The following is a 24,642-nucleotide window of genomic DNA, read 5'->3' on the forward strand; positions in this document are numbered from 1 at the left end:
GATGAAGAAGTTTTTAGTTTCTTATTCTTGGTTAATTTTATTGTTCTTGTATTTTCCAATGATGGTTTTAATGGTGTATTCCTTCAATGATTCTCGCATTAATGCGGAATGGGAAGGATTCACATTCCATTGGTATACAGATTTATTTCAAAAACAAGATGTTATTGATGCGTTTGTAAATAGTATGACGATTGCGGTCGTAACGACGATTGTAACGACTGTTCTTGGTGTGATTTTCGCAATTGCATTACATCGTTATAAATATCGTTATGAAGGTGCTATTAATGGTCTTGTGTATTTACCAATTTTAATTCCTGATATTTTAATGGGATTATCTTTACTTATTTTATTTAGTCAATTAGGTATGGAACTTGGTAAAACAACAATTATTATTGCACACATTACATTTAGTATTTCATTTGTTGTCGTTATTTTAGCAGCACGTCTTTCTGGTATGGGACGTGATTTAGAAGAGGCTGCGAATGATTTAGGAGCAACGCCGTGGCAAACGTTTCGTTTTGTAACGTTCCCAGCGATTGCACCTGGAGTTATTTCGGCTGCATTATTAACATTCACATTATCAATTGATGATTTTGTAATTAGTTTCTTCGTATCAGGACCAGGATCAACAACATTGCCATTATACATTTACAGTATGGTTAAGCGCGGAGTATCACCAGAAATTAATGCACTTTCTACAATTTTAATTGTGGCTATCGTAGGATTAATGGTTCTATCTGAAATCTTCCGTAACAAAGGTGCAGATGGTGAAGAAAACTCTGGAGGACACCTTCCTTTATAATACGAACGATATAGAAAGTACGAGGAGGTAATAAAACCGATGAAATTAATGAAAAGATTAGCCGGCGCAGCAATTAGCTTTAGCCTTGTTGCTGGTGTACTTGCTGGTTGTGGTGAAAAAAAAGAAGAGTTAAACATTTATAGCTGGGCTGACAATTTTGATGAGCAAGTGCTAAGAGATTTTGAAAAGAAATATAACGTGAAAATTAACTATGATAAGTATGCAAGTAATGAAGAAATGCTTGCGAAATTACAAGCAGGTGGCGCGAAGTATGATTTAATTCAGCCGTCGGATTATATGGTTAAAACGATGGCGAAAATGGATTTATTAGCGCCGTTAGATAAAAAGAATATCCCAAATATCGAAAACATGGTTTCTAATTTCAAAACACCTGCGTTTGATCCAGAGAATAAATATTCTTTAGTATATACTTGGGGCGTAACAGGTATTGCATACAATAAAAAGTATGTGAAGGAAGCACCTACAAGCTGGGCTGACTTATGGAATGAGAAATATAAAGGGCATGTAACTTTATTAAATGATTCTCGTGAAGTGTTAGGAATGGGTCTTAAGAAGCATGGATTCTCAAACAGCACGAAAGACGATGCACAGTTAAAGACAGCAGCAACTGATTTACAGAAGCTACTTCCAAACTTATTAGCATTTGATACAGATAATATTAAACAAAAATTCATTACAGAAGATGCTTGGATCGGAACAGTTTGGTCTGGGGATGCAGCATTTATCGCAAAAGATAATAAAGATGTAGAGTACGTTGTACCAAAAGAAGGCGGCACAATTTGGGCTGATACGTTAGCAATTCCAAAAGGTGCAAAAAACAAAGAGCTTGCAGAGAAGTTTATGAACTACTTATTAGATGAAAAAGTAAGTGTGAAAAACTACGAGTCAATTGGATACAGTAATCCAAATGAAAAAGCTCACCCTCTTCATAGTAAAGAATATCGTGATAACCACATGATCTTCTTAACGAAAGAAGAATTAGATCGTACAGAATGGCTTGTTGATGTAGACGATAAGCTAAAAGACTACGACCGTTACTGGACAGAGTTAAAAACAAAAGGTAAATAAGTAAGAAAATGCGGTTTCTACAGTAGAAATCGCATTTTTTCATAGTAGGAGGAAATCGTTTGAAGAAGTTGCATCAATATGAGGTAATGTGTATTGGTTTATTATTTGCTGTATTTGGCATTGTTGCTTGGCGAGTACATGCTGGCGGCGTTACAGTGATGGATACATATGTCCGAGGGGTAGTAAAAGGGTTACAAACAGAAAGTTCGCTTACATTTTTCTCACACTATACAAAATTAGGTTCTGCCATTGGGATTGTAACTGTGCTTATTATAAGTTTACTTGTTTTTTGGAGAAAACGTTATTATGCTGCGATGATTGTATATCCAATGGGCATTTTAACAACACATCTTGTGAATAAAGGGATAAAAGAAATTATGAAAAGGGATCGTCCGTCGTTAAATGAAACGTTGGATGCGCTTGGATATAGTTTCCCTAGTGGGCATGCAATGTTATCTATTATGACATTTGGATTTCTTACTTATATCATTGTGGCAAATTTAAAGAGTGTGATCGGAAAATATGTAATAACGCTTTTCATGGGAATAGTAATCGTATCGATTGGATTAAGTAGAGTCATTTTAAATGTACATTATCCAACTGATATTTTAGCAGGTTATTGTGTAGGTGGTATTTTGTTAATTATGGCGATTTATTGCCATCGTTTACTTACCGAGAGATTGGGACTTAATAAAGAGAGATAAAAAGACGTCTGGAAAAACTATCATTATAGTGTTTCCAGACGTTTTTTGTTTGCATGAAGATGTGATACATTATAAGTAACAATTGAATGATGTAAAGTAGGTGAAAATGTGTGAAAACAAATGTACATAAAGTAGATAAGTGGGGAAAATTAGGAGCTTTTTTGTATCAGTTTCGTTATACAGTAATAGTAGCATTACTATTGGTTGCGATAGCGCTCGGTATTTTCGCTCCAAAGCTACCGGGAGTATTAGGTGGTGACGGTTTCCAAACAGAAGGGGACTATCAAAAAACGAAAGAAATTTTAGATAAAGATTTTAAGAGGTCTCAAGATACGCTCCTACTCGTTTTTGAAAAAAATAAAGGTGTTTCACATGAGGAATTTAAAAAGCAGTTAGAGGAAATTGTAAAGAATGTTCAAGAGAAAGAGACATATGAATCTTTCCATCATCCAGTGCAAAATAAAGAAATGTTACAAGATGATATCGGCTATGCGACAATTTTATTTTCCGGGAAAACAAATAAAGAACGAATGGAAAAGACATTACAATTTGCTGATAAAATTGAAAAGGAAAGTAATACAGCATTAAAAGTAACACCTACAGGGTTTCCGAAAATTAATAAAGAGATTAATGAAAGAACGCAAAATGATTTAAAAGTGGCAGAGATGATTGGGTTACCAATTGCATTTCTCGTATTACTATTTTCATTCGGTAGCCTTTTGGCATCTATTTTACCAATTGTAAATGGGGCACTTAGTGTTATTAGTACGATGGGCATATTATATTTTATAGGTAGTGATAAGGAACTATCTATCTTTGTGCTAAATGTTGCACCGATGATCGGACTTGCGCTATCTATTGATTTTGCGCTATTATTTGTAAATCGTTTTCGAGAGGAAGTTGCAAAGCGAACGGTAAAAGAAGCAATAGCAATTACATATCAGACAGCAGGGCGGGCAATCGTATTTTCAGGATTATGTGTATTCGTTGGCCTATCCGGTTTGTTTTTCTTTAAAATCGATTATATTCAGTCTGTCGCAATTAGTGGAATGATTGTTGTGATTATGAGTATTGTATTCTCGCTCACACTTCTTCCAGCGTTATTATCATTAATTGGTAAACGAATATTAAAAAAGAATCAAGTAGCACATACGCCGGCAAAGGCATGGCGTACATTTGCACAATTTGTAATGAAACATCCAATTGCGATGATTATTGTTGTTACAACATTTATTGTGATTTGTTTATTACCATTACGTACAGCTAATTTACAGTTCCCTGACGTAGAAGCTTTACCTAAACAAAGTGATACAAGAATTGCATATGAGAAGTACGAAGAGGCATTTAATAAAACTGCAAAAACACATGCTGATGTTACGTTAGTGGTAGAGACGAAAAAAGATATGAAAGAAAAAGAAAGTTTACAAAAGGTAGAAGAAGTCGTTCAAAAGTTAAAAGATGATAAGAAAGTATATGAAGTAAGAAGTTTATACGACAGTTTAAATGGAATGAAATCAGAGCAAGTTGCGGGGATGTTACAGTCGCCAGAAGCTGCTAAAATAGCTCCGGTATTTGAATCGTATACGAAAGGAAATAAGACAACAATCGAAGTCTTTTTACATACAAAACCACGTACAGAAATTGCGAAACAGTGGGTGCGTGATTTTAAACAAAATTATAAAGAAACGAACGTTACATATTATCTAGGCGGAATGACGACGTTCCAACAAGAGTTAGAAGATGAAATTAAAGATAAAGTTGCAATTGGTATGTCTGTTATATTTGGATCGACTTTTGTTATATTATTATTTGCATTTCGATCTATACTCATTCCAATTAAGGCGATTATTATGAATATACTTAGTTTAAGCGCAACAATTGGAATTGTTGTTTGGTTATTCGAAGGTGGGCATTTTGGTTTAGAAGCAAGTCCAGTTCTATTTGTTTTACCAATCTTCATTTTCGGCCTCGTCTTTGGGCTTAGCATGGATTATGAAGTCTTTCTTATTTCGCGTATTCATGAACTGTATGAAGAAACAGGGGATAACGATCAGGCGACGTTAGAAGGACTTGTTTCAACAAGTAGAATTATTACATCAGCTGCATTAATTATGATTGTTGTAACTGGTGCGTTTGCTTTTACTGATATTTTACCAGTACGACAAATGGGGCTTGGCGTTGCATTAGCGATATTTCTTGATGCAACAATTATTCGTCTTATGCTCGTACCAAGTTTAATGAAATTGTTTGGAGACTGGAACTGGTGGTTACCATTTCGAAAGAAAAAAGAAAAATCATCGTAAAAAATACTCATCTTATAGATGAGTATTTTTTTATGAATAGCAAGACCTACATTTTGCAAATAGTATGTGATAAGAACATTACATATAAGTAGGTGAAGGCAATGTTTCGTTATTTTAAATTTAAGCTAAATGATACAGTACAGTTTGCAGAAAACGATGGGCATATGTATCGCATTGTCGGTTATCGGTTAGAAAAAGGATTTTATCCAAAAGATGAATGGACTCATATTATTTATGAATTGCTTAGAGATTTTGATGGGTATACGATGGATGCGGAAGAAGAGGAACTTGTAAAGGTCATTCAAGTAGAGGATGAGTATTACAAAATACAAGAAGTATCGGGCTATCGTTATCCGGTAAAAATGAAGCAAAAACAACAAGTGATGAAAGTAGAAAAGATGGATGACTTATTAGATACGTATAACGATTATAAGAGGTTGGCGGATTTCTTTAAAGATTTATCATATGAACAAAAAGCGGAAGAAGTGTTGCAGGAAATGAGAAGGCGTAGAGCATGAGGGGCAGTCTATTATAAGACTGTCCTCTATTTTTGACGGTGCATCAAATTGTATTTTCCGTTACAATGAGAGAATCAATAGAAATAAGGTGATACAGTATGGAAACGAAGAAGAAGGGCGAATGGTGCGAAATGACTGTGCCAGCGAAATGGAATGGTATAAGCATTGAGTCGTTATTAAAAATAGAATGGGAAATACCGAAAAAGTTGTTACATCAGCTTCGTATGGAAAAAGGTGTTACCGTTAATGGAGAACAAAGAAGATGGAATGAGCTTTTAAAAGAAGGCGATAAGTTGCAAGTTCATATGTTTATGGAGGAAGAATACGATGTAGAGCCTGAATATGGTGAATTACATGTAGTATATGAAGACGATCATGTACTCATTGTAAATAAGCCTGAGAAGATGGATACGCATCCTTCTGAAAAAGGCGGGATGGGAACACTTGCAAATCTTGTTGCCTTTCATTTTCAAATGCAAGGTTTAGAGACGAAGGTTCGTCATATTCATCGGTTAGATAAAGATACGACAGGTGGTGTCGTGTTTGCCAAACATAGAATTGCTGGTGCAATTATGGATCGTTTATTAATGGAACGAAAAATTAAAAGAACATATGCAGCTCTTGTAGAAGGCAAAGTGAAAAAAAAGCAAGGAACGATTGACGCGGCTATCGGAAGAGATCGCCATCATGCGACGAGACGACGTGTTTCTCCAAAGGGAGATCAAGCAATTACCTATTATAAAGTAGAGAAGTATTTTAGAAAACAAAATGTTACGCTTGTAACGTTACAATTAGAAACTGGTAGAACCCATCAAATTCGTGTTCATATGAGCTATAATGGTAATCCGTTAGTTGGGGATGTTTTATATGGTGGAGGAACGAAATATATGTCTAGGCAAGCGTTACATGCGATGAAGATAAACTTTTTACATCCAATTACGAAAGAAGAGATTGAAGTGGATGTACCATTTCCTACAAAATTAAATGACACAATGAAAGAATTTCAAAGAGTAAATGCGTAAAGTGTAAGTTTAAAGTTGAGAAAAGTAGATTTTTGCAGGAATTTCTCTAAAAGAAGCGAAGCCGTTAAGAGAAAAGAGGGGTGAGAATCACTTGATCAAATATAAATATATACTAGGAATATTTTTCGCTTGTCTTTTAGTTACTCTATGTCTCTATCCATATTTACAAGAGCATTTGGCGGTACATTGGGATGTAAATGGTCGGCCAAACGAGTTTATGAGTAAACAAGTTGTTATAGCACTTATTCCTTGTCTTATTATTTTCTTACATGGATTGATGTATATTATTTCACATAATATATATAAGTTTAATGAAGACGAGCATGTCATTATAAGTGGATTTCTAAAGACGATTACTTTATTTATGTTGTTTATCCATATGCTCATTCTCTTTATTAATTTTGGAAGCATGATATCCTTTCAAACAGGACTAACAATAGGGATTAGTATGTTTCTTTTTATGCTTAGTAAGGCGTTTAAAAAAGTTCAGAGTACGGAAAAAGACCCAATCAAATTAAAAAAGATCCGTTTAGTGAGTAGACGGATTTTTCAAGTGATGGCATGTAGTATATTGTTTTCATTGTTTTTGAACTTGAAATGGGGATTTTATGTGTTACTTAGCGTAATAAGTGGTGGTTCTATTTTGTTTATGTTCTACGCTTTATACTCATACATAATAGAAAGTTATGAAACGTAAAAAAGAGTCTTCTCATTATGAGAAGACTCTTTTAATCTATTTACTTCGTAATAAATTGTTGTGTCCAGTAGTTGCCGCTTTCTACATAGCCAACACCGATGTGAGTGAATCCATTATTTAAGATGTTTGCACGGTGTCCAGCACTGTTCATCCAAGCTTGTACTACTTCTTCAGGTGTACGTTGGCCTTGGGCGATGTTTTCACCTGCAGATGTATAAGAAATACCAAATTTCTTCATCATGTCAAACGGAGACCCGTATGTAGGGCTGTTATGATCAAAGTAGTTATTTTTTTGCATATCTTCAGATTTAATGCGTGCTACTTTGCTTAATTCAGTGTCGATTTTTAAAGCTGGTAAACCTTGTTTTGCACGCTCAGCGTTTGTTAATTCAACAACACGTTGTTCGAACTCGCTTAAAGATTTTGCTTCTTCAGCAGGCTTTTGCTCAGCTGGTTTTTGTTCAGCCGGTTTTTGCGTATTATTGTTTTCAGCAGGCTTTTGAGCTTCTGGTTTTTGAACTTCTTCAGCAGGCTTTTGCTCGGCAGGTTTTTGCTCAGCAGGCTTTTGAGTTTCTGGCTTAGCTGTCGGTTGCTCAGTTACAACATTTTCAGTAGGTTGTTGACCAGGAATAATGCAATTTGGTTGGAAGTTTCCTTGTTGCCATTGTGCTAATGACTCAACGCCCATAGATTGTAAGAATGCTTGTAATTCTTGTTGGCTCATTTGCTTCATCATCACTTTTGAATGCTGAATATTTTGAACCTTTATGTTAGATGGTTGTACTGTTGCAGCTTGTGCATCTAGAGAAGATACTCCTAAAGTAAGAGCTGTTGCAGCAGCTACAGATAATAAAACACGCTTTTTCATGATGTGTGTCCCCCTATATAAAGTTTTAATTTGTTTTCACACGATTTGTTTTTGACAGCCTGTCTGACTGACAAATTCATCGTAGCATAGATTTTGTGAGAAAAAAGATGGAAAAAAATTCATAGACTTAAAATTTACCTAATTTATCCTAAGAGGGGAAAAGGGGAAAAATAAGAGAAACATAGAGTATAAAAGGAATTTTCAGCATTTTTATACTTGGTTATAAGACGCGTTTTTTGGATAAATGTACCTATATTGAAAATGAAGAATCCTATTGTATCAATGGTTTGAGCGTTTTTTTGAGGAATATACTGGATTGATTTTTACAAAACTGTAATGTTTCTGTTGTTCTTTTTTATAATAAAGTAACATATTTTTAATGTTGTAGCGGACAAAAAAGCGGCTATCTCTTTACATAGACGAAGGAGATAGCCGTTTTCCTATTATTACGTATGTTACGAGTTATTACGAGTTGGTTTCAATTGCTTCTAATAATAAATCAACGATGTGAATTCCTCTCATTTTATGAGAAAGACCTTCTCGTTCAATGCCTAATTTCATTTGTAATAAACAACCTGGATTTGCAGTAACAATGGTTGCTGCTTCTGTTTCATGCACACGGTCCATTTTGTAATCTAGAAATTCCATAGATAGTTCTGAATGAACAATGTTATAAATACCAGCAGAACCACAGCAGCGATCCGCATCTTTCATTTCACGGTATGTTGCGCCTTGAATTGCTTCTAGTAACATACGAGGTTCTGAAGATGTTCGCATAACATTGCGTAAGTGACAAGAGTCTTGATACGTAATAACTTGCGGCGTGACTCGTAAGTCATTACGTTTATGGAAATCTAGTTCTACTAGAATAGCAGTAATATCTTTAATTTTAGAAACGAACTGCTTTGCACGTTCAGCCCACTGTGGATCATCTTTTAACAAGTAATCGTAGTCTACGAGGTAAGCTCCGCAACCACCAGCATTCGTAATAATATAGTCGATGTTTAAATCTTCGAATGCTTTTATATTGCGTTTTGCTAATTCCTTTGCCCCATTTTTCTCACCAGCATGTCCATGTAATGCCCCGCAGCAACTTTGTGTTTTCGGAATAACGATATCACAACCAGCTAACTGAAGCAGTTTCATCGTTGCGTTATTTGTTTCTAAAAACATTGTATCCATTAAACAACCTGTGAAGAATGCAACTTGTTTCTTCTTCGTACTTTCAGCAGGTAAAAATTCAGGGCGATCTTTCATTGCTTTCATTTTAGGGACCTTAGGCAAAACGAGATCCATTGTTGCAAGTGTTTCAGGGAATAACTTCATAATCCCTGTTTTATGTGTTAGCGTTTGTAAACCGGAACGTTGGTAAAATCCGATTAATCCTGTTAATGTTCTCATTCGATTTTGATGCGGGAAAAGTCCTTCAAAAACGACTTTACGAACAGCTCTCACTGGCATTGAAAACTTTTTGTTTTGATTTATAATATCACGAGCTTCTTCTAATAAATGTCCATAATTCACACCAGATGGACAAACAGGTTCACAAGCACGGCAGCCGAGGCAAACATTTAATGTGTTTTCAACATCTTCATCTGGCTCAATTAAGCCGTCAACGACCGCTTTCATTAATGCGATACGTCCACGCGGGGAATGTGATTCTTTATATCCAGATTGAATGTAAGTAGGGCAAGTTGGTAAGCAGAAACCGCATCGCATACAGTTTAGTAGTTCATCTTCACTTAATCGTTCTTTAAATTCCTTTTGAATGTTTTCTTTATTTAATGTTGTCATCGCTCAACCACCACTCTTTTACGAGTGTCCTTCGCGAACATCTTTCCTGGATTCATAATGTTATTTGGATCGAAGGCTTGTTTAATTCCTTGCATAGCAGCAATACCTTCTTTACCTAACTTCATTTCTAAATACGGAGCCTTCATCGCACCAACACCATGTTCACCAGTAATCGTGCCACCAAGTTCAATTGCTTTCGCAAATATTTCAGCAAAAGCTTGTTCAGCTCGGTGCATTTCTTCTTCGTTGCGAGCATCTGTCATACAAGTTGGGTGTAGGTTGCCATCGCCAGCATGGCCAAACGTACAAATAGGAATATTATATTTTTTGGCAATGGCATTAATAGCTTCAACCATCGGAGCAATCTGTGAGCGTGGTACCGTTGCATCTTCTAATATTGTAGTAGGTTTTAATCTTGCCAGTGCTGACAGTGCACTACGGCGAGCTGTTCGAAGCGCATCTGCTTCCGCTTCATCTTTTGCGACGCGAACATCAACTGCATTCATGGAACGACAAACGTTAGCCATTTTTTCAATATCTCGATTAACAACTTCAGGTGGACCGTCTTGTTCAATTAATAAAATTGCTTTTACGTCAGTTGGTAAACCGATTTGAGCAAACTCTTCTACTACTTCAATTGTCGGCTGGTCTAAAAACTCAAGTGTCGCTGGAATGATTTTATTTGCAATAATAGAAGAAACAGCACGTGCAGCTTCATTAATATCTTCATATAGTGCAAGCATCGTTTTCTTCGTTTCAGGCATAGGAACAAGTTTTAATATTGCTTCTGTTACGACGCCAAGTGTTCCTTCAGAACCGATAAATAAACGAGTTAAATCGTAACCAGCTACATCTTTTGCTAATTTACCACCAGTGCGAATCATATCACCATTTGGTAAGACAAGTTCAAGCCCCATCACATAATCACGTGTTACGCCATATTTTAATCCACGTAATCCACCCGAGTTTTCATTAATGTTACCGCCAATTGTAGAAATTTTCATTGAGCTTGGATCTGGTGGATAAAATAAACATTTTTCTTCTACTGCTTTAATAATATCAAGCGTAATAACACCAGCTTGTACAGTAATTGTTAAATTTTCTTCATCAATTTCTAAAATGTTATTCATATGGCGGAAGATAAGGACGATACCGCCTTCAAGTGGACATGTCCCTGCGCAAAGATTTGTTCCAGACCCACGAACATATACAGGGATTTTGTGAGTGTTACATACTTTTAATACTTCAGCTACTTCATTTGTATTACGAGGAGCAATGACTGCATCAGGCATTGCTTGGAAGTTTGGAGTGGCATCATAACTATACGTTAAACGCCCCATATTGGATGTATCTACATTATCTTCGCCAACAATGGATACGAATGAATCAATAATTTGTTTTTCTAACATTGGAAATCCCCCTCAAACTGTTAACGTAATGAGTCATAATAAAAAACGTTGTCACAGTGCTTTCATTATAATGATAAAAAAGTCGGGGGATTCTTTCTATGTATAATCATCTAAAGATTAATCTATTTTATCATTCTTTTTTGTTTGATTATCTAATAAGAGGAGCGAGAAATATAAAATATTTAAGTCTTTGAACTGTTTCGGATCAAGTCCTGTATACTCCTCAATTTTTTTAAGTCTATAATGCAATGTGTTAATGTGTATATGTAATTGCTCCGCTGTTTGTTTATAGGATTGGTTATAATCAATAAATAAACGTAAAGTGTGCATAAGTTCAGGCGATGATAATAAGTTTTCGATGGTGCGCTTTAGAAATTGTTCCCGCGTTTCCGCAGAAATATCTTGTAAGCACATTTCTAAACGTAAATCTTCATTAAATACAATGTTTTTCGTTTCAAGTGATACGGAAAGAGCTTGTAATGCTTGTTCGTATGATAAGTTCATATTGCTTGGTGTAACGGATTGGCCAATCCCGATATATAAAGGAATAGAAAACAAAGTTTCACAGTCTTGTTTTAATCGTTTTAAAAATTGATATGTTTGCTCTTTGGAGTTCGTGGCTGTAAATAAAATGAATCGATCATTTCCCCAGCGAACAAATAGATGCTCCTTTGTTAATAGATTGCGTACGTGTTGCCAAATCTTACGCTGAAGCATCGTGTCATTTTGATCGATAGAGAACAAAATAAGTTGTTTCTTCTTATATAAATCAATACCAAGTGTTTTGGCACGATCGAGAAAGCTTGGAGACCAGTCTGTATTTTGGAGCCAATCAAAGACAAATGCTTCATAAGAACGGTGTTCAAGTTCTAGCTGTTCTAAAAAGTAGTTTTCGTGAATGAGTAGTTCGGTCATTTTACGTAATATTTCTCCGTATTGGGAAATGTTTTCAGGTTCGCCTGTAATTCCAATGACACCAATTACTTCGTCATGGAATAGTAAAGGGAGATTCATACCCGCTTTTACGCCATGCAAACGTCGTTCATCTTCTTTTGTAATAATGACAGTTTTCTTTTGTTTCGCACAGCGGAGTGCGCCTTCATGAAATTGACCGATTCTTTCTATATCTGTACTTGCGATAATAACGCCTTGTATATTAATGATAATAATATTTTCTTTAATTAGTCTGCGTACTTCTCGTACAATTTTATTTGCTAAATCAGGAAAAAGCATAATTGGCACACCTCAAATTCTATTTGTTGTACATTATATATGTAAATGAAGTAGGAAAGGGAAATTTCACACTTTCCACACATTTATTTGTTATTTTACAATTATAACGAAATCATCCGAAGATGGAGGGAATCTTTTGAGAAAGTCTGTTTTTCTTCTCTGTTTTGTATTTCTATTAGTAGGGTGTCAAGGAAGCTCGTATACACCGATTGCTAAAGATAAAAGTGTTATTATAACAACGAATATAAAAGAAGGCAGTATTAGTTTTGTCGATAAGCAAACTAAAAAGTTAATTACGACATGGGAACTTAACGAGCCGATGGCAGGAACCCTACTACTTCCAAATGGTGAAGACATACTTGTATATGGTAAGCAGTTAGAGTACATGTATGTATATTCACTAGTCGAAGGAAGACAAGTGGAGAAATATAAAACTGGAAAAGGTATTGTAAATGTAATCGTATCCGAAGATAAAAAACAATTATTTGCTGCCGATCAAAATGCCCAAAAGGTAAGGTTCTTTACGATAAAAGGTAAAGAGACAGGAAGTGTGTCAACCGGAAAAGGGCCAATAACGATGGTAGAGTACCATAACCAGTTATCTGTATTAAACTTTTATGATACGAAGCTAACGACAATTGATACAAAGAAAAAAGAAGTGATACAAACCTTTATGATTCCACCAGCGTCAACGGGGGCGACAATTAGTCCAGATGGGAAAGAAATATGGATTGGCGGACATGGTGATGGAAATCAGGTAAATGAGAAAGTATTAGTGTATTCTTTGCAGAGCGGAGAAATGGTACGTTCTTTACACGCTCCGTTTATGCCTGTGAATATTACGAAGGATCATAAGTACGTATATGCATTAAGTCACGGTTCGAATACGCTTAGAAAGTTTGATGTTAGCACGTATAAAGAGGTGGCTTCTGTAGAAGTAGGATCAAACCCATTTGCATTTTTGAAGAGCGGAGCAGAAGGGTACGTAGCAAGCTATGATAGTGATGAAGTTTGCGTCATGGATATGAAGAATTTGAAAATAAAACAAACAATTAAAGTCGGAAAAGGACCGTTTCAACTCATAGAGAGAGAAGGGAAGGACAATGAGTAAATATAGGGTGCTAGTTGTAGATGATGAAAGTGATATGAGGCAACTTGTTGGAATGTACTTAGATAATTTCGGATACGAGTGGGAAGAAGCTGAAAATGGAAAAGAAGCTCTAAAAAAATTAGAGACAAATCATTATGATTTCGTTGTACTAGATATTATGATGCCAGAGATGGATGGACTTTCAGTTTGTAAAGAAATTAGAAAAACGTCAGATGTACCAATAATATTTTTAACAGCAAAAGGTGAAGAGTGGAATAGGGTGAACGGCTTACGTATGGGAGCAGATGATTATATTGTAAAGCCATTTAGTCCTGGCGAATTAATTGCTCGTATGGAAGCTGTGTTAAGGCGTTATACAAAGCAAGAGCAACAAGAGGAATTTCAGTTTGGGCCGATCCTTATTAATGAAAAAAGTAGGAAAATTGAGGTGGATGGTGAGCCGATTTCTCTTACAGTAAAAGAGTTTGATTTACTCTATTTTCTTTGCCAACATACAGGACAAGTATTTAGCCGGGAACAATTGCTGGAAAAGGTATGGGGATATGATTATGCCGGAAGTACAAGAACAGTAGATACGCACGTGAAAACGATGCGTTTGAAGCTTGGAGAAAGTGGAAACTACATTCAAACTGTTTGGGGTGTAGGCTATAAATTTGAGGTGTAACGTATGTTTACGATGGTACAGAAGCTTTGGCTGACAGTAGTATGTGCAGTATTTGTAACAGTTTCCTTTCTTTATTTTGTATCTTTATATTCGTATGAAAAACTATACGTTGATAATTTAAAAGATTCATTAGTAATGGAAGGGAAGCGTCTTGCTGCGCAATATGATAAGCGCGAAGGAATATCAATTTTTGAAGAGAAAGTAAGAGCATTTGATCAAATATCTAGTTCAGACGTTCTTTTCGTATCGAACCCACGTGATTTAAGTGCATGTTTACCATTTGATGTGCACCATCATTCTCTTATAAGTGAAGGGGACAGGCAAGCATTATTAGATGGAAAAACTGTGACAAAGATAGGATACGAGGAACATTTTGACCGTAATATTATGGGGGTTGTCATCCCTGTTTTAGAAAATAAAAAATTAGTTGGTATTGTATATTCTTATATTCCTTTAAAAAGTATAAAAGACTTAATATATGATATGGGTCTTATTTTAGCACCGTTAGCACTTGCTATAACTTTACTGACAATATGGGTTGGTAGAAAAATTATTATTGCTATTACGAAACCACTTTCGCAAATGGAACGAGTTGCCAATCATTTGGCTACGGGAGATTTCTCAGAACGAATTACAATTTCTTCTGAAGATGAAATTGGACGATTAGGAAAAGCATTTAATAAGATGGCAAATTCTTTAGAGACAGAAGACGTAAAGCGTAAGGAGTTTTTAGCTAACGTTTCGCATGAACTAAGAACACCGCTTAGTTATATAAAAGGGTATAGCGAGGCTATTTTAGATGGTGTAGCGAAGGGACCGCAGCAGGAAAAAGTAACACAGCTCATTCATAAAGAAGCAGATCGTATGCAGCGTCTCGTTCATGATTTATTAGATTTAGCACAATTAGAAGGGGAACATTTTCCGTTACAGAAACAACCCATCGTTTTTTCACAACTAATTGAAGATGTGTTAGATACGTATGAGATTAAGTTTATAGAAAAGAAAATTCGTATTTCAACAAATTTAAATCCAGAAATCATTGTAATGATTGATGAGGATCGTATGCAACAAGTGCTTCATAACGTGTTAGATAATGCGATACGGTATACAAATCAAAACGGGGATATTATGATAACGCTCAGGCAGATAGATGATTACTGTGAATTGAACATAAAAGATACAGGAATCGGTATTGATACGGAGCATTTAGAAAACCTTGGTGAACGTTTTTACAGAGTTGATAAAGCGAGAAGTCGTCAACATGGTGGAACAGGTTTAGGCCTGGCAATTGTAAGACAAATTGTTCATATACATGAAGGACAGTGGCGAATTGAAAGTGAAAAAGGGAACGGCACGACGGTTAGTATTAAATTGAAAGTACAGGATGAGGAGAGCATGTTCTAATTTTTAGGGCATGCTCTTTTTTAGAAAACAGTTATATGTAAAAGTATTAATTAATATGTAATAAATATCGAAATTTTGACGATTTTATGAACAAAACATTTGTACTTCTTACCAATTCGTTCTAAAATGGTTATGATGCAAAGTTCTTATAAATCGTTTCAATTGTTGTTTGGAAGATACTGAGGTGATTTAACTGGAGTACAAATCTATTAAACCGAAAAAAATTTACGAAGAAGTATCTGAAGCTATTTTAACAATGATTAAAAATGGTACGTTAAAACCTGGTGACAAACTACTTCCTGTACATCAATTAGCTGAGCAGTTTCAAGTTGGCAGATCTGCTGTTCGTGAAGCGCTAAGTGCGCTAAGAGCGATGGGCTTAATTGAGATGAAACAAGGAGAAGGTACATATGTGAAGAATTTTGATTCTTCTTCATTAACAAAATCATTAAACAATAGATTATTGATGAAGAAAGAAGATATTTTGAATTTATTAGAAGTACGAAAGGTGCTTGAAGTGGGGGCAGTTCGAGCAGCTGCGGCAAAACGTACGGAAGATAATTTGCAAAATATGAAGCATTGGTTAGATGAAATGGCAAAGAGCATTGGAGATGAAAAGGCTGGCGAAAAAGCAGATTTTCAGTTCCATATGGGAATTGCGGAGTCTTCGCATAACAACATTTTGCTTGAACTCATGAATCATGTTTCAGAGATGATTGCTGAAACGATTGGTGAATCAAGACGCATTATTTTATATGGTGAACAAACAACATCAGAACGACTTATAGAAGAGCATCAAGTTATATATGATGCAGTGTTAAAGCAAGATGTAGAATTAGCGCAGCAAGCAATGCTAGATCATTTAACAAATGTGGAACATATTGTCACAGGTAGCAACGATATAAATTCTTAATTTAATCTTTTAAAAATCTAATTTTCTGATAAAATAGAGAGAGATTAAGTAAGCGTTTTCTTTAGAAGAGGGAGAGGATAGGCCATGGTTGAGCCTATTTCTTCTCTCCTTAGTCATCTGATGACCATATGTTTGTTGGTGGAGTTGTAAAAAGGGGGAGTAATAATTATGAAAGTTACTTTATTTGTTACTTGTTTAGTCGATATGTTTGAAACAAATGTCGGCAAAGCAACAGTTGAGGTGTTGGAGCGTTTAGGTTGTGAAATTGAATTTCCAGAAGCACAAGTTTGTTGCGGTCAGCCTGCTTATAATAGCGGCCATGTAGAAGCTGCAAAAGAAGCGATGAAACATATGATTGAAACTTTTGAAGATGCAGAATATATTGTTACGCCATCTGGTTCTTGTGCGACAATGTTTCATGAGTATCCGCATGTTTTTAAAGATGATCCGAAGTGGGCTAAACGTGCACAAAAAGTTGCTGATAAAACATATGAATTTACACAATTTATTGTAGACGTTTTAAAGGTTACTGATGTTGGTGCAAGTTTACCAGGGATTGCTACTATTCATAAATCATGTCATATGACACGTATGCTTGGAGTAACAGAGGCACCAGGAATTTTATTATCAAATGTAAAAGGGTTAACTGTGAGAGAGTTACCAAATGTGCAAAATTGTTGCGGGTTTGGGGGAACGTTTTCAGTGAAGATGACTCCAATTTCTGAGCAAATGGTAGATGAAAAGGTAGATAGTGCAATGGAAACAGGCGCTGATTATTTAATCGGTGCAGATTGTGGGTGTTTGTTAAACATTGGCGGACGTATTGAGCGTTTAGGAAAAGAAATAAAAGTAATGCATATTGCTGAGGTACTGAATAGTCGCTCATGAAGGGGGAACATAAGCTATGTCTATGAAAATCAGTGAGAAAAAATTTAATGATCGCGTTGGCGATGGAATTCAAGATTCGTTTATGCGCGGAGCAGTATCTTCTGCACAAACACGCTTATATACGAATCGTTTAAAAGCAGCAGATGAATTAGGAAACTGGGAAGAATGGCGTGAACTCGGTGAAGAAATTCGTCAACATACGTTAGAAAATCTTGATTATTACTTAATGCAGTTAAGTGAAAATGTATCCAAAAGAGGCGGACATGTGTACTTTGCGAAAACGAAAGAGGAAGCAGCAAAGTATATTCAAGACGTTGCAAAAAAGAAGCAGGCAAAAAAGGTAGTAAAATCAAAGTCAATGGTAACAGAAGAAATTAGTATGAACCATGCGCTTGAAGAAATCGGTTGTGAAGTGTTAGAAAGTGATCTAGGAGAGTATATTCTGCAAGTAGATAACGATCCACCTTCACATATTATTGCGCCTGCTCTTCATAAAAATAGAACGCAAATTCGTGACGTATTTAAAGAAAAGCTTGGCTATGAAAATTCTGATGATCCATACGAAATGACAAAGTTTGTTCGTAAACAACTTCGTGAAAAATTTATGGATGCTGAAATTGGTGTGACAGGTTGTAACTTCGCTGTTGCAAATACTGGCTCTCTTTGTTTAGTAACAAATGAAGGTAATGCCGACCTTGTTATGTCGATTCCAAAAACACAAATTGCGGTTATGGGTATGGAACGTATGGTTCCGACAATGGAAGAATTAGATGTTTTAGTTGGTTTACTATGTCGTAGTGCAGTAGGTCAAAAGTTAACAAGTTATGTAACGGTAGCGGGACCAATTCAAGAAGAGGAAGTAGATGGCCCAGAAGAATTCCACTTAGTTGTGGTTGATAATGGTCGTTCTCAAATTCTCGGATCTGAATTCCGTCAAGTGTTGCAATGTATTCGTTGTGCTGCTTGTGTGAACGTATGCCCTGTATATCGACATGTTGGTGGACATTCATACGGCTCTATATACTCAGGACCAATTGGGGCGGTATTAACACCACTTTTAGGTGGATATGATGATTACAAAGAGCTTCCTTATGCTTCTAGTTTATGCGGAGCGTGTACAGAAGCTTGTCCAGTAAAAATTCCATTGCATGATTTATTATTAAAACATCGTCAAGTTATCGTTGAGCAAGAAGGGCGTGCTCCACTTGCAGAAAAATTAGCAATGAAAATGTTTAGTATGGGTGCATCTTCAGCAGCTTTATATAAAATGGGATCAAAGATGGCGCCAGCAGCAATGAGTCCATTTACATCTGGTAACCGCGTATCAAAAGGTGTTGGGCCACTTAAAAACTGGACAGATATTCGTGAATTCCCGGCTCCAAGTAAAGAACGATTCCGTGATTGGTATAAAGATCATAAGAAAGGCGGGGACAAATAATGACAGGATTAATTCAAAACCGTGAGTCCTTTCTAGAAAATATTGCAAAAGAACTTGGACGCACGCGTAAAACGGATGGTGTAAAACGTCCAGTATGGAAAAACAATGTGAATAAAGAAACGTTAAAAAATTATTCACAAGAAGAATTGTTAGAAGTATTTAAAAATCAATGTACAAACATTCATACAACTGTTGTGGAAACGACAAATGACCGTTTACGTGAAGATATTCAAAAAGTAATCGTTGAAAACGGCGGGGGACCTATTATGTTATCGGCAGATGAACGTTTTGATTCTTATGGATTGACTTCTTTATTTAAAGAAGAACTTCCAAAGCAAAATGTTGAAGTGAACGTATGGGATCCTGAGAAAAAAGAAGAGAATATGCGTATCGCGGAAAGAACGAATATTGGAATTGCATTTAGTGATTATACTTTAGCCGAATCTGGTACGATCGTTGTACAAAGTCATAAAGGCCAAGGCCGTTCTTTACACTTTTTACCGACTGTATACCTTGCTATTATTCCACGTGAAACACTTGTACCTCGTATTACACAAGCAGTTGAGGATATGAACAAGCGTGTAGAAAATGGCGAGACAGTGGCATCTTGTATTAACTTTATTACAGGACCTAGTAACTCGGCAGATATAGAAATGAATCTTGTTGTCGGAGTACATGGACCATTAAAAGCAGTATATTTCATCGTATAAAATAGGGGAAAGCAGGCCAGAAAATGGCCTGCTTTTTTAATAGAATAGAGATAATATGAAGTAGAAGTTCTCTCCTTTTTTTGCTATGTTCTTCTGGAAAGGAGAGGAAGGGATGTTCACTTATGTATATGCATTGTTAGCGGGGATGGTGTTTGGTTCTTTTTTTATGGTAATTGCGATGAGAGTTCCGCTAGGGGAGTCTATCATAACCCCGCGTTCATATTGTCATTATTGTAAGTATGTGCTAAAGCCAAAAGAATTGATTCCAATCATTTCTTTTTGTATGCAAAGAGGGCGTTGTACGAATTGTAAGAGGAAAATTTCAATTTTGTACGTAGTATTTGAACTTGTAACTGGAATGATATGCCTTCTTACTGTATATATGATTGGGGTGGAACGAGAGCTTATTATCGTTTTATCACTTTTTTCGTTACTTCTTATTATTTCAGTTACAGATTACATATATATGTTAATTCCAAATCGTATTTTAGCTTGGTTTGCTTGTTTACTCATTTTAGAATGTGCTTTTATACCGTTAGTCACTTGGATAGATAGTATAGTTGGTAGTTGCGTTATATTCATTTTGTTATACTGCATGCAAAAGATATATCCAGAAGGGCTTGGGGGAGGGGATATAAAATTACTTTCGTTACTTGGATTTATAGTGGGACTGAAAGGGATTTTTATCGTTTTATTTTTAGCATCTTGCTTTAGTCTTTGTTTCTTTGGAGCTGGTCTCGTATTAAAACGTATGAAAATGAGGACTCAAATACCGTTTGGTCCTTTTATTAGTCTTGGGGCAATATGTTACATGTTGGTCACGTATGCAAAATAGAGAGGGGATAGAAAATGAATATATATATGGATGATCAAAGAAGTTGTCCGTACGGTTACGTGCTCGCAACTACAGTAGAATGTGCTTTGCAAATGGTACGAGATTATGAGGTGAATGTTCTTTCCCTTGATTTCAATATGGGATGGGGAGAAAAAAGTGGATTAGATTTTGTCGAAGCTTTTTGTAAAGAGGGTTTATATGTAAATGAAATACACTTTCATACGAATGATGTCATCGGTATGCATAAGATGAAACAGAGAATGAATAAGGGAAAGGAAGAAGGAGAGATTAATCCTAATCTTGTTGTTAAATATGTGGGGAGCTAAAAACTCCAAAGTAAAACTTTGGAGTTTTTAATGTTTCATATGCGCTTGCAACGGAATGATTTCTTCTTGTTGAGCTGCTCCTAATTCAGTTTCTTCTTGTTTCACGTCAGGTACTTTCTTTGTTAAGTAATGGTATACCATACCGACAAATACAGACCCACCAATAATGTTACCGATTGTAACTGGAATTAAGTTATGAATAGCACCTGCAAAAGAAATTGTCTCAGGATGCGGTGAAACTAAAGATAAAGCAAACAGTGATAAGTGTGCGATGCTATGCTCGTAACCAGATAAGAAGAATGTGAAAACGAGCATCATCATCATCATAATTTTTGCTGTATCACCTTTAACTTGAGAAGGTAAGAAACAAGCAAGACATACAAGCCAGTTACATAAAATTGCTTTAAAGAATAGTTGCATTGTAGGTGTATTCATTTTTCCTTCTACTACTTTATTCATGAAATGACCGTGATCAATTGCTTCAAAAATGCCAGTTGCGTAAAATAGTAAGGCAAAGAATAAAGCACCAGCTAAATTGCCTGCATAACAAGCAAACCAGTTACGAAGTGTATCAGATAGTGTTGTTTCTTTTCTTAATGTTGCTACAGTGAAGTACATTGTGTTTCCAGTAAACAATTCAGCACCACCATATATAATAAGTACGAGAGCAATTCCGAAAAACATAGAAGCAGCTAAATAAGTTGCTGGTGAATCTGCAATGTGAAAAAAGTTACCTAATTTAAAGCATAGAACAATAATAAAACCGATATAAATACCCGCAAGTGCTGCACGAATGAAATATTGCATCGGGTTTGTATCTAACATTTGTTTTTTGCTCTTAGCCAGTTTGACAACATAATCTAATCCTTGTTCTAGCATGAGTAATACGCTCCTTTAGTACATCATCTATAAATACTCCTTATATGAATAAAGTACATGGATTCTTTTATAGTTTCAATAAGTTTGTGCAATGTTTCACAAAAAGGACATACATATATTAAGAAAGCGTTTACAAAGTATAGTATAATAGAATTTTTTCTGGACATTGAGAGGGGGAAGGGCAAAAAGAAAAAGCACTGTAATTACAGCGCTTTTTCGTCTAAATTCTTTTCTACTTTTGTTTCTACTTCTTTTGAGAAGAACCAACCACCAGCTGCGATTCCAACTAATACAATCCAGAATGTAAGCTTCCATGGTGTAGATTCTGGGAATGAGTGCGGAATTACATTTAATGCAGGGTGTGCTAACGTATAAACTGCTAGTTTCACACCAACCCAACCTACAATTAAGAATGCCGCAGTTTCAAGTCCTGGTTTACGTTTTAAAATTTGTACGAAAGCAGTTGCCGCAAATCGCATAATGATTAATCCGATAAGTCCACCTACAAAGATAACAACGAATTGTCCAGTATCAAGACTACCAATTGTACCTAATCCTGTTTTTGGTAAAGTCATTGCTAATGCAACAGCAGCTAAAATAGAATCAACTGCGAAGGCGATATCTGCAACTTCAACTTTAAATACAGTCCACCAAAAGTTCTCTTGTTTTTTCTTTGCTTCTTTTTCTTCTGTTTCTTTATCTGTATTCTTTTTAACATACGTTTTAAATAAGTGATTACCAGCGATAAACATAAGGTAAATGGCACCGATTGCTTGCACTTGCCATACGTCGACTAGGAACGAAATCATAAATAACGATCCGAAACGGAAAACAAATGCCCCTGCTAATCCATAAAATAGTGCTTTCTTTCTTTTTTCTTCTGGTAAATGTTTTACCATAATTGCAAGAACAAGAGCGTTGTCAGCCGCTAAAATCCCCTCTAGTGCAATTAGGATGAGTAATACCCAACCATACTCCAATAATAATGATACATCCATGTACATTCTCCTCTCATTTCTATAAGTACTAAATAAGTGAAGAATTTCCCCACTATTTAGTTTCCCCATACTCCTGCCTATTAACTTTGGAAGAATTTGGTAATGAATGCAAAAAAGACCTCTGCCGTTAATAGGCAAAGGTCTTGCTAGACATATGTAATGAAAATGCCAACAAAGCCGGAAGAACTAAGTTCTACGTAATGACGACTTTGTTTCCAAGAAATATTCTTGGACGCTACTCCCCTTTGGAGATATGCTATTGTACTCTCATTATATGGATAATTTATACGGTTGTCAACCTGTTAAAATGTCTTCATTCGGATATTTTATTTTCCGGTTCTTTTTACGTGCAAATGAAAAAGCTAATGTTAAAGGCCCCATCTTCCCAAAAAACATCATAAAGATAATAATAGCTTTTCCAATCATCGTTAAGTGTGGTGTGAAATTCATACTGAGACCGACAGTCCCAAATGCTGAAAATACTTCGAAAGCACTCATCAATAGAGGAACTCGCTCAGTAATGCTTAAAATTAAAATAGCAAAAAAAATAAATGAAATAGAAATAATAGCGATGGTTAATGATTTGACAATGAGAGTATCTTTAATGGATTTTTTAAACACGACAATATCATCTTGCTCTTGTAAAAATTTAAATACCCCAAAAAACATGATTAAAAAGGTTGTTAATTTAATCCCACCGCCAGTTGAAGCACTACCGGCTCCGATAAACATTAGAAGCATCATTAATAAAAGGGAAGGCTTTGATAATGCGGAAATATCAACTGTATTAAAACCAGCAGTACGCGTTGAAATAGCTTGGAAATAAGCAGCCATGCCTTCTTCAAATGGAGTAAAGCCTCTCATAGAAAGAGAATTGTGAAACTCGAATATAAAAATAAAAACAGTCGCAATAATATTGATGATTAGAGTAGAAGAGAGCATAAGTTTTGAGTGTAATGTAAGGTTTTTAAAATTTTTCTTTCTTTTTATATCTACGATTACTGTAAAACCAATCCCACCTAAAATAATGAGGGAGGAAATGACGAGATTGACAAGAATGCTGTGAGAGTGGGACATTAAATTATCGCTCCAAACAGAAAAACCTGCATTGTTAAAAGCAGAGATGGAATGAAAAAAGCTATAATAGATCCCTTTAGCAATCCCATATTTCGGTACCCATTCAAAAGAAAGAATGAAAGCAGCGATACATTCGACTGTAAAAGAGAATAAAAATAATGCTTTGGCAAGACGAATGACACCGCCTATATTCGTTTGATTTAATGCTTGTTGCAGTAAAATTCGGTTTTGAAGGCCAATTTTTCTGCCAAGCATAATCGCAATTAAAACGGCAAAGCTCATAATGCCAAGTCCGCCCACTTGTATAAGTGTTAAAATGACACATTGGCCAAATAAGGTAAATACTTTCCCGGTGTCCACAACACCAAGCCCTGTAACCGTACAAGCAGAAACGGTTGTAAATAAAGCATCGAGCCATGAAATAGACGTCGTTGTAGCAATTGGCAATTTTAATAAGCATGTACCGATAATTGATAACATAATAAAAGACAAAGTAAGAACACGGGGAGGACTCATGCGAATGTTAATCCGTTTCATGTTACATATCGTTCCTTTCAGTTTGCTTTTACTAGTATGTGAAAAAGCACCATTATGTATGTTAAAAATAGAAAGAGGCAGAGAATATCTGCCTCTAAGCCATATGTTATATTGTTATCCACGTAATTGTTGTTGAGCTAAAGAAACAAGACGTTTTGTTACTTCACCGCCAACTGATCCGTTAGAACGTGATGCAGTATTAGACCCTAAGCTTACGCCGAATTCTTGTGCAATTTCATATTTAAATTGATCAAGTGCTTGTTCAGCACCTGGAACTAGTAATTTGTTTGTTTTTGCCATGATGATACACATCCTTATGAGTAATCCAGTTCAGCTAAGTATGTATCTGAACTGGTACCGTTATTTTATGTGGAACCGGCGTGCTCATACGCGGAAGTAATCGGTGTGATTAGAAGTTATTGG

Annotated in this window: 24 protein-coding genes and 1 riboswitch; of the genes, 16 read left to right on the forward strand and 8 right to left on the reverse strand. The window is 35.8% G+C overall.

Annotated features, from left to right (window positions below; translation table 11 throughout):
• The first annotated feature begins 1 nt into the window (after position 1).
• The 7 genes from potC to PSR14_RS07565 all read left to right on the forward strand — a co-directional run bounded on the left by potC (position 2) and on the right by PSR14_RS07565 (position 7,135).
• Entirely contained in the window at positions 2 to 802 is an 801-nt protein-coding gene (potC, locus tag PSR14_RS07535; protein ID WP_000714204.1) for a spermidine/putrescine ABC transporter permease PotC, read from the forward strand.
• A gap of 39 nt (positions 803 to 841) precedes the next feature.
• Complete coding sequence (gene potD, locus PSR14_RS07540) at positions 842 to 1,891, forward strand: spermidine/putrescine ABC transporter substrate-binding protein PotD (RefSeq protein ID WP_000772498.1); 1,050 nt, start codon at positions 842 to 844, stop codon at positions 1,889 to 1,891.
• Positions 1,892 to 1,977: 86 nt separating this feature from the next.
• Complete coding sequence (locus PSR14_RS07545; RefSeq protein ID WP_001996991.1) at positions 1,978 to 2,595, forward strand: phosphatase PAP2 family protein; 618 nt, start codon at positions 1,978 to 1,980, stop codon at positions 2,593 to 2,595.
• Between the two features lie 110 nt (positions 2,596 to 2,705).
• The gene (locus tag PSR14_RS07550) at positions 2,706 to 4,898 is read left to right on the forward strand and encodes an MMPL family transporter (protein ID WP_061185641.1); all 2,193 of its coding nucleotides are present in this window, start codon (positions 2,706 to 2,708) and stop codon (positions 4,896 to 4,898) included.
• Positions 4,899 to 4,999: 101 nt separating this feature from the next.
• Positions 5,000 to 5,416, forward strand: a complete 417-nt coding sequence (locus tag PSR14_RS07555) for a hypothetical protein (protein WP_000490297.1) — start codon at positions 5,000 to 5,002, stop codon at positions 5,414 to 5,416.
• Between the two features lie 98 nt (positions 5,417 to 5,514).
• Complete coding sequence (locus tag PSR14_RS07560) at positions 5,515 to 6,438, forward strand: RluA family pseudouridine synthase (RefSeq protein WP_000448363.1); 924 nt, start codon at positions 5,515 to 5,517, stop codon at positions 6,436 to 6,438.
• Between the two features lie 91 nt (positions 6,439 to 6,529).
• A complete protein-coding gene (locus PSR14_RS07565; RefSeq protein ID WP_000598992.1) occupies positions 6,530 to 7,135 on the forward strand; it encodes a DUF1648 domain-containing protein in 606 nt (201 codons plus the stop codon).
• A gap of 40 nt (positions 7,136 to 7,175) precedes the next feature.
• Here PSR14_RS07565 and PSR14_RS07570 read toward each other — a convergent pair whose 3' ends face one another.
• The 4 genes from PSR14_RS07570 to PSR14_RS07585 form a co-directional block, all read right to left on the reverse strand.
• Positions 7,176 to 8,003 carry a CAP domain-containing protein gene (locus PSR14_RS07570; RefSeq protein ID WP_000747582.1) on the reverse strand — a complete coding sequence of 276 codons (828 nt, stop codon included), beginning with the start codon at positions 8,001 to 8,003 and terminating at the stop codon, positions 7,176 to 7,178.
• A gap of 465 nt (positions 8,004 to 8,468) precedes the next feature.
• Entirely contained in the window at positions 8,469 to 9,797 is a 1,329-nt protein-coding gene (locus PSR14_RS07575; protein ID WP_000209638.1) for a (Fe-S)-binding protein, read from the reverse strand.
• Complete coding sequence (gene glcD, locus PSR14_RS07580) at positions 9,794 to 11,206, reverse strand: glycolate oxidase subunit GlcD (protein WP_098487016.1); 1,413 nt, start codon at positions 11,204 to 11,206, stop codon at positions 9,794 to 9,796. Before glcD ends, PSR14_RS07575 begins: the two co-directional genes overlap by 4 nt.
• A 117-nt stretch (positions 11,207 to 11,323) precedes the next feature.
• Positions 11,324 to 12,439 (reverse strand): sugar diacid recognition domain-containing protein, encoded by a 1,116-nt coding sequence (locus tag PSR14_RS07585; RefSeq protein ID WP_000898624.1) that lies wholly within the window; start codon positions 12,437 to 12,439, stop codon positions 11,324 to 11,326.
• Positions 12,440 to 12,575: 136 nt separating this feature from the next.
• Here PSR14_RS07585 and PSR14_RS07590 point away from each other — a divergent pair, with 136 nt between their 5' ends.
• The 9 genes from PSR14_RS07590 (at position 12,576) to PSR14_RS07630 (ending at position 20,728) form a co-directional block, all read left to right on the forward strand.
• On the forward strand, positions 12,576 to 13,550 hold the full coding sequence (locus PSR14_RS07590) for a YncE family protein (RefSeq protein ID WP_001232401.1): 975 nt from the start codon (positions 12,576 to 12,578) through the stop codon (positions 13,548 to 13,550).
• A complete protein-coding gene (locus PSR14_RS07595) occupies positions 13,543 to 14,214 on the forward strand; it encodes a response regulator transcription factor (protein WP_000049872.1) in 672 nt (223 codons plus the stop codon). Before PSR14_RS07590 ends, PSR14_RS07595 begins: the two co-directional genes overlap by 8 nt.
• Positions 14,215 to 14,217: 3 nt before the next feature.
• A complete protein-coding gene (locus PSR14_RS07600) occupies positions 14,218 to 15,618 on the forward strand; it encodes a cell wall metabolism sensor histidine kinase WalK (protein ID WP_098487015.1) in 1,401 nt (466 codons plus the stop codon).
• 223 nt (positions 15,619 to 15,841) lie between these two features.
• On the forward strand, positions 15,842 to 16,531 hold the full coding sequence (locus PSR14_RS07605; protein WP_255256540.1) for a FadR/GntR family transcriptional regulator: 690 nt from the start codon (positions 15,842 to 15,844) through the stop codon (positions 16,529 to 16,531).
• A 168-nt stretch (positions 16,532 to 16,699) separates the two neighbouring features.
• Positions 16,700 to 17,419 carry a (Fe-S)-binding protein gene (locus PSR14_RS07610; protein WP_000869149.1) on the forward strand — a complete coding sequence of 240 codons (720 nt, stop codon included), beginning with the start codon at positions 16,700 to 16,702 and terminating at the stop codon, positions 17,417 to 17,419.
• 16 nt (positions 17,420 to 17,435) lie between these two features.
• Positions 17,436 to 18,857: a LutB/LldF family L-lactate oxidation iron-sulfur protein gene (locus tag PSR14_RS07615; protein ID WP_000061914.1), complete on the forward strand. Its 1,422-nt coding sequence runs from the start codon at positions 17,436 to 17,438 to the stop codon at positions 18,855 to 18,857.
• Positions 18,857 to 19,567: a lactate utilization protein C gene (locus PSR14_RS07620; RefSeq protein WP_000147210.1), complete on the forward strand. Its 711-nt coding sequence runs from the start codon at positions 18,857 to 18,859 to the stop codon at positions 19,565 to 19,567. Before PSR14_RS07615 ends, PSR14_RS07620 begins: the two co-directional genes overlap by 1 nt.
• A gap of 112 nt (positions 19,568 to 19,679) precedes the next feature.
• Positions 19,680 to 20,402 (forward strand): A24 family peptidase, encoded by a 723-nt coding sequence (locus tag PSR14_RS07625; protein ID WP_000495748.1) that lies wholly within the window; start codon positions 19,680 to 19,682, stop codon positions 20,400 to 20,402.
• Positions 20,403 to 20,416: 14 nt separating this feature from the next.
• Complete coding sequence (locus PSR14_RS07630; protein WP_098487014.1) at positions 20,417 to 20,728, forward strand: cyclic-phosphate processing receiver domain-containing protein; 312 nt, start codon at positions 20,417 to 20,419, stop codon at positions 20,726 to 20,728.
• A gap of 27 nt (positions 20,729 to 20,755) precedes the next feature.
• On the opposite strand, the gene PSR14_RS07635 is transcribed toward PSR14_RS07630, so the two are convergent.
• The 4 genes from PSR14_RS07635 to PSR14_RS07650 form a co-directional block, all read right to left on the reverse strand.
• Positions 20,756 to 21,607 (reverse strand): formate/nitrite transporter family protein, encoded by an 852-nt coding sequence (locus PSR14_RS07635; RefSeq protein ID WP_406644184.1) that lies wholly within the window; start codon positions 21,605 to 21,607, stop codon positions 20,756 to 20,758.
• Positions 21,608 to 21,810: 203 nt separating this feature from the next.
• Positions 21,811 to 22,605 (reverse strand): TerC family protein, encoded by a 795-nt coding sequence (locus tag PSR14_RS07640; protein ID WP_113732842.1) that lies wholly within the window; start codon positions 22,603 to 22,605, stop codon positions 21,811 to 21,813.
• Positions 22,606 to 22,696: 91 nt separating this feature from the next.
• A riboswitch (yybP-ykoY riboswitch) is annotated at positions 22,697 to 22,861 on the reverse strand.
• A 38-nt stretch (positions 22,862 to 22,899) separates the two neighbouring features.
• Positions 22,900 to 24,219, reverse strand: coding sequence for a TrkH family potassium uptake protein (locus PSR14_RS07645; RefSeq protein ID WP_000822333.1), 1,320 nt, complete (start codon positions 24,217 to 24,219; stop codon positions 22,900 to 22,902).
• A 114-nt stretch (positions 24,220 to 24,333) separates the two neighbouring features.
• Complete coding sequence (locus PSR14_RS07650) at positions 24,334 to 24,519, reverse strand: alpha/beta-type small acid-soluble spore protein (protein WP_001140707.1); 186 nt, start codon at positions 24,517 to 24,519, stop codon at positions 24,334 to 24,336.
• Between the last annotated feature and the right edge of the window lie 123 nt (positions 24,520 to 24,642).

It is taken from the genome of Bacillus sp. A01H (assembly GCF_045277205.1).
Lineage (GTDB): Bacteria > Bacillota > Bacilli > Bacillales > Bacillaceae_G > Bacillus_A > Bacillus_A paranthracis.

What these genes read in the sequence shown, in the direction of transcription:
- potC (WP_000714204.1), top strand. Translation starts at nt 2, where the DNA reads ATGAAGAAGTTTTTAGTTTCTTATTCTTGGTTAATTTTATTGTTCTTG.
- PSR14_RS07650 (WP_001140707.1), bottom strand. Translation starts at nt 24,519, where the DNA reads ATGGCAAAAACAAACAAATTACTAGTTCCAGGTGCTGAACAAGCACTT.
- PSR14_RS07555 (WP_000490297.1), top strand. Translation starts at nt 5,000, where the DNA reads ATGTTTCGTTATTTTAAATTTAAGCTAAATGATACAGTACAGTTTGCA.
- potD (WP_000772498.1), top strand. Translation starts at nt 842, where the DNA reads ATGAAATTAATGAAAAGATTAGCCGGCGCAGCAATTAGCTTTAGCCTT.
- PSR14_RS07640 (WP_113732842.1), bottom strand. Translation starts at nt 22,605, where the DNA reads ATGGATGTATCATTATTATTGGAGTATGGTTGGGTATTACTCATCCTA.
- PSR14_RS07570 (WP_000747582.1), bottom strand. Translation starts at nt 8,003, where the DNA reads ATGAAAAAGCGTGTTTTATTATCTGTAGCTGCTGCAACAGCTCTTACT.
- PSR14_RS07615 (WP_000061914.1), top strand. Translation starts at nt 17,436, where the DNA reads ATGTCTATGAAAATCAGTGAGAAAAAATTTAATGATCGCGTTGGCGAT.
- PSR14_RS07595 (WP_000049872.1), top strand. Translation starts at nt 13,543, where the DNA reads ATGAGTAAATATAGGGTGCTAGTTGTAGATGATGAAAGTGATATGAGG.
- PSR14_RS07620 (WP_000147210.1), top strand. Translation starts at nt 18,857, where the DNA reads ATGACAGGATTAATTCAAAACCGTGAGTCCTTTCTAGAAAATATTGCA.
- PSR14_RS07545 (WP_001996991.1), top strand. Translation starts at nt 1,978, where the DNA reads ATGTGTATTGGTTTATTATTTGCTGTATTTGGCATTGTTGCTTGGCGA.
- glcD (WP_098487016.1), bottom strand. Translation starts at nt 11,206, where the DNA reads ATGTTAGAAAAACAAATTATTGATTCATTCGTATCCATTGTTGGCGAA.
- PSR14_RS07575 (WP_000209638.1), bottom strand. Translation starts at nt 9,797, where the DNA reads ATGACAACATTAAATAAAGAAAACATTCAAAAGGAATTTAAAGAACGA.
- PSR14_RS07585 (WP_000898624.1), bottom strand. Translation starts at nt 12,439, where the DNA reads ATGCTTTTTCCTGATTTAGCAAATAAAATTGTACGAGAAGTACGCAGA.
- PSR14_RS07560 (WP_000448363.1), top strand. Translation starts at nt 5,515, where the DNA reads ATGGAAACGAAGAAGAAGGGCGAATGGTGCGAAATGACTGTGCCAGCG.
- PSR14_RS07630 (WP_098487014.1), top strand. Translation starts at nt 20,417, where the DNA reads ATGAATATATATATGGATGATCAAAGAAGTTGTCCGTACGGTTACGTG.
- PSR14_RS07610 (WP_000869149.1), top strand. Translation starts at nt 16,700, where the DNA reads ATGAAAGTTACTTTATTTGTTACTTGTTTAGTCGATATGTTTGAAACA.
- PSR14_RS07625 (WP_000495748.1), top strand. Translation starts at nt 19,680, where the DNA reads ATGTTCACTTATGTATATGCATTGTTAGCGGGGATGGTGTTTGGTTCT.
- PSR14_RS07645 (WP_000822333.1), bottom strand. Translation starts at nt 24,219, where the DNA reads ATGAAACGGATTAACATTCGCATGAGTCCTCCCCGTGTTCTTACTTTG.
- PSR14_RS07600 (WP_098487015.1), top strand. Translation starts at nt 14,218, where the DNA reads ATGTTTACGATGGTACAGAAGCTTTGGCTGACAGTAGTATGTGCAGTA.
- PSR14_RS07635 (WP_406644184.1), bottom strand. Translation starts at nt 21,607, where the DNA reads ATGCTAGAACAAGGATTAGATTATGTTGTCAAACTGGCTAAGAGCAAA.